This is a genomic window from Rhodocytophaga aerolata (assembly GCF_030503435.1).
GTDB lineage: Bacteria > Bacteroidota > Bacteroidia > Cytophagales > 172606-1 > Rhodocytophaga > Rhodocytophaga aerolata.
Genome location: NZ_JAUKPO010000001.1, coordinates 822,807 through 835,492, shown reverse-complemented (window position 1 = coordinate 835,492; position 12,686 = coordinate 822,807). Strand labels below are relative to the sequence as shown.

Here is a 12,686-nt window from a genome sequence, read left to right as displayed (position 1 = left end):
CGTGTTGCAAGTTTAGGTGTTGGTAGTATTGCCTCTAAATCCCCTAAAGAGACTTTTTATAGCACCTTTAGGGGATTTAGGGGTACTTATGTTCTGAACAAAAAATACCAGAAAACTATTCAGTTAAGCGGCTGGTAATCGCATTTTCTATGTAATGCCGTACTGGTTCTATTTTAATCTGATTCACTACATCGGCTGCAAAGGCATGCATTAGCAGGGCTTTGGCTTTTTCCAGACTTATTCCTCGAGAGCGCAAGTAAAAGAGCATATCGTTATCCAACTGACCAGTAGTAGCCCCATGCGAGCATTTTACATCATCTGCAAAAATTTCCAGCTGCGGCTTTGTATTCATCGAAGCTTCTTTGGAAAGCAGGATATTTCTATTTGACTGGAAAGCATTGGTTTTCTGGGCATCTTGCCGCACAAAAATCTTCCCATTAAACACACCGGTAGATTTGCCATCTAATATACCCTTGTACAATTCATTGCTATAGGAATGTGGCTTGGCATGGTCTACCAGACTATGGTTATCTATATGGGTTTTGCCAGTTGGCATATACAAACCATATAAGTTAGCTTCACAATTCTGATCATCCAGTACAATATTCAAATCGTTGCGTACAATAGCTCCGTTCAATGAAATAGTCACTGAGAAAAACTTGCTATCCCTTACCTGGTATACTTGCGTAGTGCCAATGTTGTAGGCTTCGCTTCCTTCATTCTGAATTTTGATATGCTCCAGGCTGGCATTCTCTTGTATAACAATCTCTGTAACCGTATTAGCAAAACTGGTTCCTTCTCCTTTGGTCAGATACACTTCTACTACACTCGCCTGACTATTTTTACCAGTTACCAGCAGATTGCGGGGCATAGACACTGGTTTGCCTACACTGGTATCTGCTATATGATAAATAATAACCGGCTTTTCTACGATCTTATTATTCGGTACATAGATAAAACTGCCTTTTTGTGCAAAAGCTGTGTTTAGCGCAACAAAAGCATTGGTATTATACGCCGCAAATTTGGCAAAGTAGGAATCTATTACAGAAGCATGCGTAGTATAGGCTTCCGTAAAGTCTTTAATGATAATATCTTGTGAAGGACTTACTATTTTGGACAAACCGACCTGGTATATACCATTTACAAATATAAGGATGTTCGCCTCTGCATCCGGTATAAGTAAATCCTGAACATCATAAACTGATGTAGAAACGCCATTATTAGTAGGAGCAAAGTCAAAATCCTGTTTCAACAGCCCTTTTATATCGGTATATTTCCACTCTTCGTGTTTGGTGGTAGGAAAACCCAACCGGTCAAATTGCTCAAGGGCATCTTTCCGGAGGGTATGTATGGGGGAGGAGATGCTACCATTTAATTCCTTTTCGAATTGAGAAAAGCTGGAAAGCAGTCTTGATTTAAGATCTGTGGTATATGTGGTAGTTTCGTTCATGATTATCTGGTTAAAAAAAATTCCTTGAATAAGGCCACTTCTTTTAATTCTTGTTCTCTATAGTAATCGAATAGTTTTTCCCCCACCTGCGAACGTAAAGCTGAAATGCCAACATCAATTAACCGCAATCCGGTAAAGGTGAGAAAAATATTATCAAAAGCTAGCCCTAATGCATCCGATGGCCTTTTTATATCCCTGTGAGCAAAGCCGGCTTTGTGAAGTTCTTTTAGTTCATCCTCAAAAACATCTAGCCACAACTCTCGTTTCTCTAATTCAAAAGCACGGAAATCTACCGGGTATAATCTCTCCATCACCAGCATTTCTGCTTTCTTCTCTTCATCAAAATCAAGTCTGATAAACTTAACTACTAGTCCATTAACCCGGTTAGCAAACTTCATTTTCTCTGCCTCTGAACCAATATCCGAGCGGGTATCTTCATCAAACAATTTGGCTACTTCCACTTCAGAAAGTGCAATAACTGTGTTATGGATACCAGAAGATAACGTTTTCGGATACCGGGAGAAGTTGTTCATAAATTAGTCTTTCGTATGTAGTCTCTGGTTGCTGAAAGTAAAGCTGAGCATACTTTCTAACTGTTTACATGTAAACCGTAATTTTCTGCCCCAAAGACCGGAAGCAAGTTACTGAAGACTGTAGTTACGCAGATACTTCATCTTTAATCCAGTCGTATCCTTTTTCTTCCAACTCCAGAGCCAGTTCTTTGGGACCTGATTTTACGATCCGGCCCTGATATAACACATGCACAAAATCCGGAATAATATAATCCAGTAAACGCTGATAGTGAGTTACTACTACGGTAGCATTGTCTTTTGTGCGGAGTTTGTTTACACCCTCTGCTACAATACGCAACGCATCTATATCCAGACCAGAATCTGTTTCGTCGAGAATCGCCAGTTTGGGTTCCAGCATAGCCATCTGGAAAATTTCATTCCGCTTCTTTTCTCCACCGGAAAACCCTTCGTTCAGTGAACGGCTCAGTAAAGCCTGGTTAATTTCTACCAGCTTCATCTTTTCTTTCATTCGGGTCAGAAACTGCACTGCATCCAGCGGTTCTTGGCCGCGAGCCTTTCTTACTTCGTTTACGGCTGTTTTTAAAAAGTTGGTAGTACTTACACCTGGTATCTCAATAGGATACTGAAAAGCTAAAAATATACCTTCTCTGGCACGTTCTTCCGGCGAAAGTTCCAGCAGGTCTTTGCCATAAAATAATACTTCTCCTCCGGTAACTTCATAATCTTCGCGGCCTGCCAGTACAGATGCCAGGGTACTTTTGCCTGATCCGTTCGGACCCATAATGGCATGTACTTCGCCCGCTTTTACTTCCAGATTCAAGCCTTTCAAAATCTGCTTATCTCCAATATTGGCTTGAAGGTTTTTTATTGATAACATATTTGGTATAGGTTAAGTAGATAGTGAGAATTATATATTTACTAAAAGACCTCACTAATGAGGCCTTCATTTAATGCTATGTGTTTTATTTTAACCAACGCTTCCTTCAAGACTAATGGCAAGTAGTTTTTGTGCTTCTACTGCAAATTCCATAGGTAGCTGGTTTAATACCTCTTTGGCATAGCCATTTACAATTAAGGCTACAGCCGTTTCGGTATCTATACCCCGCTGATTACAGTAAAATATTTGATCTTCACCAATCTTAGAAGTAGTGGCTTCATGTTCTACCTGGGCAGTCGGGTTGTCTACTTCTATATAAGGAAACGTATGGGCTCCGCAACGGTCGCCCATCAGCAGGGAATCGCATTGAGAGAAGTTACGTGCATTTTCTGCCCGGCGTAATACCCTTACTAAGCCTCTATAGGAATTCTGGCTTTTGCCTGCAGAAATACCTTTAGATACGATCCGGCTCTTGGTATTTTTACCAATGTGAATCATTTTAGTGCCTGTATCGGCTTGCTGGTAATTGTTAGTAACAGCTACTGAGTAGAATTCACCTACCGAATAATCTCCTTTCAAAATTACAGACGGGTATTTCCAGGTAATAGCCGAACCAGTTTCTACCTGAGTCCAGGAGATTTTAGAATAATCACCCAAACAAATGCCCCGCTTTGTTACAAAGTTATAAATACCGCCTTTGCCTTCCTTACTGCCAGGATACCAGTTTTGTACAGTAGAATATTTTACTTCTGCTTTTTCGTGTGCAATAATTTCCACGACAGCGGCATGCAACTGGTTTTCGTCCCGCATAGGAGCCGTACACCCTTCCAGGTAACTTACATAACTGCCTTCATCTGCTACAATCAACGTCCGTTCAAACTGGCCGGTGTTGGCTGCATTAATCCGGAAATAGGTAGAAAGCTCCATCGGGCAGCGTACTCCTTTAGGAATGTAGCAAAAAGAGCCGTCGCTAAATACTGCAGAATTAAGTGCAGCAAAATAATTATCACTGGCTGGTACAACCGAGCCAATATATTTTTTTACCAGTTCCGGATGATTTTCTACGGCCTCACTCATCGAGCAAAAGATAATACCTAGCTCGCCTAGTTTCTTTTTAAAAGTAGTAGCAATAGACACACTATCTATTACCGCATCTACCGCTACACCAGTAAGGCGTTTTTGCTCATCCAGAGAGATACCCAGTTTTTCAAAAGTGGCCCGTAACTCAGGATCTATCTCATCGAGGCTATTAGGTTTGATTTTTTGCTTGGGAGCAGAATAATAAATAACATCCTGATAGTTTATTTCCGGGTAGGTTACATTAGGCCATCTAGGCTCTTTCAGGGTAAGCCAATGACGGTATGCTTTCAGCCGCCAGTCAAGCATCCATTGAGGCTCTTTTTTCTTCTCAGAAATAAATCTAATAATATCTTCGCTTAACCCTTTTGGAGCCTCATCTGCTTCAATCTTGGTTTCAAAGCCGTATTTATATTCAGATTGCGTAATGTTCTCCAGTATTTGAGTGTCTTTGCTCATATCAATAACTCGTTATTTAGATTCATTCTTAACTACAAAGCTATAACAATATTTGTTTTAAAAAGCTCACCAATTTGCAAAATATTTTCATAAATCTCTTCCAACCCTAGAAAATAACCCCGAGATGAGATACTAAAAAGCTTCATTTACGGGCAAAAGGGATAGAGCGGTTAATACTTTCTTCCAAAGAAATAAATGTCTCCGTTCGCTGTATTCCGCTGACTTTCTGTATTTTATCATGCAAAACCTCGCGTAGGTGCTGCGTGTCGCGGCATATGATTTTGGCAAAGATACTATAGTTCCCGGTAGTATAATTAGCACTAACCACTTCTGGTATTTTTTCCAGTTCTTTAGATACCTCTGCATACAAAGAGCTTTTATCCAGATATATACCCAGGTAAGCACTGATATCCCAACCCAGTTTCGCATAATCAATAATAAGCTGTGAACCTTTTACAATACCCATTTCAATCATTTTTCGCATGCGTACATGCACGGTACCTCCGGAAACAAAAACTTTTTTACCTATTTCGGTATAGGGCATATTAGCATCCTGCATTAGCAGGGCTAGGATTTGTAAATCGGTATTGTCAATTTCTAAATTTTTATCCATTTTATAAATAAGGTTTTATAAAAATTTAAATTTTACGGCAAATAAATTGTAAATATTATAAATTTTAAGAAATTTTACTACCAAATTTGCAAAATAACGTAAGTAGTGTTAGTTTTGTATAACAATAAAGCAGAAGATATAATGTAGGATGATGAAATTGGCAGCCATGCCCTCCTGTCTCGGGGGTGGGGATAACGGGATAAACGTAGCTTAACGGGTTGACCACTAAAGTTAAATTGTGAGCTATGGCTAACCGCTCCGTGGAGGTTCGAAGCCTTCTCCTACAGCCAAACAAGATTAATTCATTTGGTTTTTAGTTTGTTGATGAAGTAAGGTGCGCACCGGAGTGGTTAACCGGTGCGTTTTTTTATGCACTAATTTTACTAGTACGATATAGTAAAATAACAGAGGGGAGCTTTTAAGTTCCCCTCTGTTATGATATGCGTTTGGTTTATAATGTTACGTAACTTTGCTCATTCTAATACTCCTGCTCTAATATTAACTTACCCTCATCGTCAAAGAATTTCCATTTTCCTTTCTCGGCATCATTGGCATAGGGGCCTTCACCGGCTAGTTTTCCATTCGCATGATATAGTTTCCAGATGCCTTCTTTTTTGCCGTTTGTATAGTTTCCTTCCTGCATTAGCTTGCCATCGTCGTAGAAGCATTGCCAGTGTCCGGCCTTCAGGTTGTTTTTCAGTTCACCTTTGCAATTTTCTGTGAGTAATGGTTTAGCAGAGGTAGCAGGAGACCCGTGTAGAAGAAACAAAAGAGTTAATAAGGTAAACATATAACTTAACAATTAATGGGTATACTACAGATATAGCTATATTGCACATAGTAAATGTTGGTAACTGTTTTTAAAGATTATATGTAGCAGAGTTAATAAAAAAGGGTACTAAAATGTGTAAGAAAGTGTCCGTTTTGGGGCAGTGAGTGTACGGTTCCGTACAGTAGTATTACAAAAATTATTGCCGGGACAAATAAGAAATAGTCTGTAAAATTCAGTAAATGAATGTATTAAAAATATTAGCTTAACAGATAAGCCATAAAAAATCCCGGCTTATATAAACCGGGATTTTTTCAATAACACATATATTATTTTAACCTTAAACCTGATCTTACTTAAACAATTACTGTTCCAGGATTCCATAAATCAGAATAAAATTATAAAAACTTTATATATTTATTGTAAATGTACAATTTTTATGATTGGATATATTACATTTGCCATAGGCTAAATACCCTATTTACGTGATCTTACAAGTCATATTTATTGTGTTATCCATATCAAGTAAATTTAGCTTTTGTTGAAAAAGTTATAGTGTGAATAGTTGTTCCCTGCAGACGACTTTGTAAAGAAGATCAACATTCTATGAAGTAGCTGTTATCTAACATATTGAAAGCCATGAACCCTATATTTGATCGTATACGAAAAGCAAGCCGCACCATACCTTTATTATCTCTACCTACAATAAACCAAGTGCTCGTAGATGTAGCGGATACAGCTGAGTCGGCTATAGAAATTCTTTTAGCAGAGAATAAAAAAGACCTGGCTGTTATGGCTTTGCAAGATGCTAAATACGACCGGTTAAAACTTACACCAGAACGAATTAAGAGCATAGCTTCAGATATCCGGCAGGTAGCCAGCTTACCCTATCCGGTAGGGAAGACATTACTTACACGTACTTTGCCAAATGGGCTAGAGCTTTCTAAAGTTACGGTTCCTCTAGGCGTAATTGGTATTGTGTATGAAGCCAGGCCTAATGTTACTTTCGATGTTTTCGCTTTATGCCTGAAATCCGGAAATGCTTGTTTATTAAAAGGCGGAAGTGATGCAGCCAATTCAAATAGAGCTATAGTTACTTTAATTCAAAGTGTGCTTCAAAAACATAACCTAAACAATGACATTGTACATCTTTTGCCTCCAGATCGGTCTGCTATAGAAGAAATGCTGCAAGCAGTCGGCTACGTAGATGTAATTATTCCCCGTGGTGGCCAGTCATTAATTAATTATGTACGGACTCACTCCAAAGTGCCGGTTATTGAAACAGGTGCTGGCATTGTGCATACTTATTTTGATGCAAGTGGCGATAAGGCTATAGGCCAGAGTATTATCCATAATGCTAAAACCCGCAGGGTGAGTGTATGCAACGCTCTGGATTGTCTGCTTATCCATCAAAGCAGGTTAGCAGATATAGCTTATTTACTTGCTCCATTGGCTAGTAAAGAAGTGCAGGTGTTTGCCGACGAACCAGCTTACCGGCAGCTGGAAGGCCATTATCCTCAGGCCTTACTTGCTAGGGCACAACCAGAACACTACGGAACAGAATTTCTATCATTAAAAATGGCTGTTAAGACTGTTGCTACTTTAGAGGATGCACTGGATCATATAGCTACCTACAGCTCCAAACACAGCGAAGCGGTTATTGCCCAATCGTCGGAAGTAATAGAAAAATTCTTAACAGTAGTTGATGCCGCTGCCGTATATGTGAATAGCTCAACAGCTTTTACAGATGGTGCACAGTTTGGCTTGGGAGCTGAAATTGGTATCAGTACCCAAAAACTGCATGCCCGTGGGCCAATGGCTTTAGAAGAGTTAACTAGCTACAAATGGATTATCCGGGGAAGTGGCCAGGTCCGCAGTAGCTAAATGTGAAGTAACTGCATGTTCTGTAAGCATAGTATATACATGTTCATTGGCTTTAACCAACTCTTGTATCCCAAATTGGGTAAGCACTGTATGTCTGGCATTTTTTCCCAATTTTTTGCGTAGTATCGGATTAAAAGCCAGCATAATAACCTTTCTGGCCACATGGTCTGGTTGATGAACATCTACTAGCATACCATTCTGATGATCGGTGATGGCTTCAGTAGTTCCTGGAATATGGGTAGCTATACAAGCTTTTTCCATAGCCATAGCTTCTAGCAAACCTAATGGAATTACCTCCCACAAGCTTGGAAGAACAAAAATATCAGTGATCTGCAAAAGTTCTTTTACATCTTTGCGGAAAGGTAAGAAAACAATTTTGTCTGCTATATTCAGCTCAGAAGCCAACTGAATACATGTTTCTTTCAATTCTCCTTCACCCACCATTAGAAACTTTGCTGCAGAAACTTCCCGGCAAATAGCCGGAATTGCTTTAATAAAAGAAAGAGGGTCTTTCTGGAAAGTAAACCGGGCAATAAATGAAATAACTAGATCAGTTTCAGCGAACCCCAGTTCATGCCGGTGACTTGTATGAGATGTGTGAGGGGTAAAAAAATGCGTATCAATGCTGTTTTTAATCAGTTGGTAGTGTCCTTCCGGGCAGTATTGTTTGCCTTGCTGAATATCAGCTGCCGAACCACATATAGTTAGTGTAGCGAAACGGGTCAGAAAACGTTCAGAAAGAATACGTAAATGAGTTGCTAGTGTAGAATTACCTGTATGAAAAGACCATCCATGTACGGTGTAAATTACCTTGGCTCCTTTCAACAGGGCTGGAATTAACGTATTAGTACCAGCCCGGGTACCATGGATATGCAAAACATCTATTTTCTCCTGTTCCAGGATCTGGATCACCTGGGGGTATATAACAAAATTAAACGGCTTTAGGGTTGGAATTACATAAGTTTTGATACCTGCTTGTCTTAGCTTCTCTACCATCTCACCCTCTGTAAATGACAACACCACAGGCTCAATAATATCCTTGTCAAGGCGTGTCACCAGGTTATATAAATAGGTTTCTCCTCCTCCAAAACCGCCCTGGCGTATAGTATGTAAGATTTTGATCTTTCTCTCGTGCATAGTGCATACTTGCTAAATCAATACAAGCATACATACTTTTTGGCCTGTGAAAGTAAAGTCAGAAGAAGGCAGTAGTTACTAATTGTTTTCACAAAATATTAAGGAATATGGAACAATCTTACATCCGTATTATATTCTGGATAGCGCTATTCTTGCTGTTCTATTCCTATGTAGGATATGGCTTGTTGCTATATACAGTAGTCAGGCTAAAAAAATGGATGCAATCCAACAAAGCCCGGAAAACCCTGTTATTTAAACCCTTGCCAGAAGTTACGCTGATCATACCTGCGTATAACGAACGTTCTTGTATTGCACAGAAGTTACGTAACTCGCTGCAGTTGAATTATCCGCCTCATAAACTACAGCTTATGTTCGTCACGGAGGGCTCTACTGACGGCACTACAGAATTTTTGAGTGAATATTCACAAATACAAGTTATAGCTGGCACGGTTCGCAAAGGTAAAATTGAGGCGATCAATCAGGCAATGAAACTGGTAACTACTCCTATAGTTGTATTTACTGATGCCAATACACTACTTAACCGGGATGCAATACTCACATTAGTACAACATTATAATGATCCGAATGTGGGAGCTGTATCTGGGGAAAAACGCATAGCTACTACCCAGTTGGCAGAGGCTGCCGGTGCCGGAGAAGGACTATACTGGAAGTATGAATCTTTGCTGAAAAAACTGGATGCCGAACTGAATACCATTGTAGGAGCTGCCGGAGAACTATTTTCTATCCGCACGGGATTGTACGAACCTGTAGAGAAAGACACGCTACTGGATGATTTTATCATTTCTATGCGAATAGCCGAGAAAGGCTATAAAGTGGTATATGAGCCGGAAGCCTATGCCATCGAAACTCCTTCATTTTCCATTGCTGAAGAAATGAAGCGGAAAGTACGGATTTGTACGGGAGGTTTTCAGTCCATAGTCCGGCTAAAACATCTGCTGAATCCTTTCAAGTATGGCCTGCTTAGTTTTCAGTACCTGTCGCATAGGGTATTCCGCTGGACGGTAGCTCCACTGTGTATCCCATTATTATTCATTACCAATCTGTTACTGGCCCCTTCAAGTAAATTATTTGAAGCAGTATTCATTCTGCAATGTTTATTTTATTTACTGGCTATTATAGGTTATATGCTGGAAAAGAACAAACTGCGGATTCAGGCTCTGTTTGTGCCTTTTTATTTCAGTTTTATGCATTACACAGTGTTTCTGGGTTTTGTTAAGTATATAACCACTACGCAGACGGGTATCTGGGAAAAAGTAAAGCGGACATGATTTAACACAATAGTTGAAGCCGGTTAAACTGATTTTATTATTTTTCTGTTAGGAAATGGTTGAAACACTGTTCTGTCGTGTAAGTTTGCAGAATAGTGTTTTGCTAATCAATACGTATAGAATTCCTAACTGAATGAAATTAGAAGAAGAGTTACAAAAGAGGCGCACATTTGCAATTATCAGCCACCCGGATGCTGGAAAAACTACCCTTACCGAAAAATTTCTGCTTTTTGGCGGGGCAATTCAAACGGCCGGGTCTGTAAAATCCAATAAAATTAAAAACCATGCTGCTTCCGATTTTATGGAGATCGAGCGGCAAAGAGGCATTTCTGTAGCAACCTCTGTCATGGGTTTTACTTATAATGGTTTTCATATAAACTTACTTGATACACCAGGGCACAAAGATTTTGCTGAGGATACTTACCGCACGTTAACTGCGGTAGACAGTGTGATATTAGTAGTAGATTGTGTAAAGGGTGTGGAAGAGCAGACAGAGAGGTTAATGCAGGTTTGCAGAATGCGTAACACACCAGTAATTATTTTTGTAAATAAGCTGGACCGTAGTGGAAAAGATCCCTTTGATTTATTAGACGAGTTAGAAGAAAAGTTGCAGATACGGGTGCGTCCCTTGAGTTGGCCTATTAATATGGGTTCTGATTTCAAAGGAGTATACAACTTGTACCGGCAACGTTTGGATTTATTTAATGCCAATAAAACCCAATTAGAAAAAGAGGTAATCAGTCTTGCTTCTCTGGAAACACCAGAGTTAGATGAATTGCTTGGCCGGGATGCCGATCAGATCAGAGAAGATGCTGAATTAATTGAAGGCGTTTACGAACCTTTTAATGTAGAGCAGTACCTGGAGGGAAAGCTCGCTCCGGTTTTTTTCGGGAGTGCCATTAATAACTTTGGTGTGAAAGAACTCCTGGACACTTTTATAGAAGTAGCTCCTTATCCTGGAGACAAGCCGACCACCCAACGAGTAATTCAAGCTAATGAAGAGGCTTTTAGTGGGTTTGTTTTTAAGATACATGCCAACCTGGATCCACGGCATCGTGACCGGATTGCTTTTTTGCGGGTATGTTCAGGCCGTTTCCAGCGTAATAAGTTTTACCACCATGTACGCCTGGGTAAAAGCTTCCGGTTTAGCAATCCCTATACTTTTTTAGGCAATGAGAAAAGTGTAACAGAAGATGCTTTGCCAGGAGAAGTAGTAGGCTTATATGATACTAGTAACTTTAAAATCGGAGATACCTTAACAGAAGGCGAAAATTTTATGTTTACCGGCATTCCCAGTTTCTCCCCGGAAATATTTAGAGAACTTGTAAATACCAACCCTTTAAAAACGAAGCAGTTAGAAAAAGGTATACGCCAGTTAACGGATGAAGGAGTAGCGCAGTTGTTTTATAAGCAGCCTGGTAACCGGAAGATTATTGGTACTGTTGGAGAGTTGCAGTTTGATGTAATTAAGTTTCGGTTGGAACAGGAATATGGGGCTTCCTGTGAGTTTTACCCCATGCAATTGTACAAAGCATGCTGGATAACTTCTTCTAATAAGCAAAAACTGAAGGATTTTATTGAGAGGAAATCCGCCTTTATTGCCTATGATAAAGACGAGCGTCCGGTATTTTTGGCAGAGACTGCTTCTGCTCTTACCTGGACTAAAGATATTTATCCGGACATTGAGTTCCATTTTATATCTGAATACAATCAATCGGAAGCATCAAACGTGTAGACAAGATCAGTAATTTTTCAAACTAAAACACCCGGAAGAGCTCTTCCGGGTGTTTTAGTTTGAAAATATATCCATGATTAGTTTTCAGAGCACATAGTTTTCAATTATTTTCATAGCCATATTGTATTCTCCCAGGATCAACAGCTTTACAATCATTTTCTTATCCTTCTCTGAAATAATATCACTTTCCAGCACCATAACCGCTAAACTGGCAAACTTTAATTTGTTGATGTTTTCCTGAACTTTGAGATAATCGCCAGAAGCAAAAACACCACCTGTTAGCATTTCCTGATCCTGTATAACTGATCTGTTCAAATTATAGGAGTCCAATATATTATTCATACGAAGAGTAAGTTGATATATACAAATATGCTAGATAAGTGAAAGATCTAGTTGAAATAAATGCCTTATATTATTACGTGCGTACTGATTATAAATAAAGGGGCTAGAATTAAGAAAAGCTACTTTTGATGATTTTCTAAAGCGTATATCAGCCTATAAAATAACCACCTGAGCACAAGTAGTAAGTAATGGATATACCTGAAATGCTGTGCCTTAAAACAATCAAATTTCAAGGCAGTAAAACAAGGTATTTGATTTTACAATAAAAATATACTACTTTGTGTGAAATAAATTTTTACTACTTTTTAATAACCAATCAAATGCCAAAAGGTACCGTTAAGTTTTTCAATGACTCAAAAGGTTTTGGGTTTATTAAACCATCCGATGGTGGTGATGATATTTTTGTACATGTTACAGGTCTGATCGATGAAATTCGTGAAAACGACCAGGTAGTTTATGATGTTGAGAGAGGCAAAAAAGGCATGAATGCAGTGAATGTGAAAATTGCTCAATAACCATAT

12 protein-coding genes are annotated in these 12,686 nt (G+C 39.2%); 4 read left to right on the top strand and 8 right to left on the bottom strand.

Annotation, left to right across the window (positions count from 1 at the left end; genetic code table 11):
- Positions 1 to 115: 115 nt before the first annotated feature.
- The 6 genes from sufD to Q0590_RS03350 all read right to left on the bottom strand — a co-directional run bounded on the left by sufD (position 116) and on the right by Q0590_RS03350 (position 5,799).
- Positions 116 to 1,450 (bottom strand): Fe-S cluster assembly protein SufD, encoded by a 1,335-nt coding sequence (gene sufD / locus Q0590_RS03375; RefSeq protein ID WP_302036063.1) that lies wholly within the window; start codon positions 1,448 to 1,450, stop codon positions 116 to 118.
- A 2-nt stretch (positions 1,451 to 1,452) separates the two neighbouring features.
- Entirely contained in the window at positions 1,453 to 1,983 is a 531-nt protein-coding gene (locus Q0590_RS03370) for a hypothetical protein (protein WP_302036062.1), read from the bottom strand.
- A gap of 124 nt (positions 1,984 to 2,107) precedes the next feature.
- Entirely contained in the window at positions 2,108 to 2,860 is a 753-nt protein-coding gene (gene sufC, locus Q0590_RS03365) for a Fe-S cluster assembly ATPase SufC (protein ID WP_302036061.1), read from the bottom strand.
- Positions 2,861 to 2,950: 90 nt separating this feature from the next.
- Positions 2,951 to 4,396, bottom strand: coding sequence for a Fe-S cluster assembly protein SufB (gene sufB, locus Q0590_RS03360; protein WP_302036060.1), 1,446 nt, complete (start codon positions 4,394 to 4,396; stop codon positions 2,951 to 2,953).
- Positions 4,397 to 4,538: 142 nt separating this feature from the next.
- Positions 4,539 to 5,009: an Lrp/AsnC ligand binding domain-containing protein gene (locus Q0590_RS03355; RefSeq protein WP_302036059.1), complete on the bottom strand. Its 471-nt coding sequence runs from the start codon at positions 5,007 to 5,009 to the stop codon at positions 4,539 to 4,541.
- 478 nt (positions 5,010 to 5,487) lie between these two features.
- Positions 5,488 to 5,799 carry a toxin-antitoxin system YwqK family antitoxin gene (locus Q0590_RS03350; protein ID WP_302036058.1) on the bottom strand — a complete coding sequence of 104 codons (312 nt, stop codon included), beginning with the start codon at positions 5,797 to 5,799 and terminating at the stop codon, positions 5,488 to 5,490.
- A gap of 618 nt (positions 5,800 to 6,417) precedes the next feature.
- Between Q0590_RS03350 and Q0590_RS03345 the strand changes: the two genes are divergently transcribed.
- Positions 6,418 to 7,662, top strand: a complete 1,245-nt coding sequence (locus tag Q0590_RS03345) for a glutamate-5-semialdehyde dehydrogenase (protein ID WP_302036057.1) — start codon at positions 6,418 to 6,420, stop codon at positions 7,660 to 7,662.
- On the opposite strand, the gene Q0590_RS03340 is transcribed toward Q0590_RS03345, so the two are convergent.
- Complete coding sequence (locus Q0590_RS03340) at positions 7,609 to 8,799, bottom strand: glycosyltransferase (protein WP_302036056.1); 1,191 nt, start codon at positions 8,797 to 8,799, stop codon at positions 7,609 to 7,611. The genes Q0590_RS03345 and Q0590_RS03340 overlap by 54 nt on opposite strands.
- A 107-nt stretch (positions 8,800 to 8,906) precedes the next feature.
- Here Q0590_RS03340 and Q0590_RS03335 point away from each other — a divergent pair, with 107 nt between their 5' ends.
- Positions 8,907 to 10,088 (top strand): glycosyltransferase family 2 protein, encoded by a 1,182-nt coding sequence (locus tag Q0590_RS03335; protein ID WP_302036055.1) that lies wholly within the window; start codon positions 8,907 to 8,909, stop codon positions 10,086 to 10,088.
- Positions 10,089 to 10,221: 133 nt separating this feature from the next.
- Positions 10,222 to 11,823, top strand: a complete 1,602-nt coding sequence (locus Q0590_RS03330) for a peptide chain release factor 3 (protein WP_302036054.1) — start codon at positions 10,222 to 10,224, stop codon at positions 11,821 to 11,823.
- An 84-nt stretch (positions 11,824 to 11,907) separates the two neighbouring features.
- Here the strand turns inward: Q0590_RS03330 and Q0590_RS03325 are convergent, their stop codons facing one another.
- Positions 11,908 to 12,165: a hypothetical protein gene (locus tag Q0590_RS03325; RefSeq protein ID WP_302036053.1), complete on the bottom strand. Its 258-nt coding sequence runs from the start codon at positions 12,163 to 12,165 to the stop codon at positions 11,908 to 11,910.
- Between the two features lie 320 nt (positions 12,166 to 12,485).
- Between Q0590_RS03325 and Q0590_RS03320 the strand changes: the two genes are divergently transcribed.
- The gene (locus Q0590_RS03320) at positions 12,486 to 12,680 is read left to right on the top strand and encodes a cold-shock protein (RefSeq protein WP_302036052.1); all 195 of its coding nucleotides are present in this window, start codon (positions 12,486 to 12,488) and stop codon (positions 12,678 to 12,680) included.
- Positions 12,681 to 12,686: the final 6 nt, after the last annotated feature.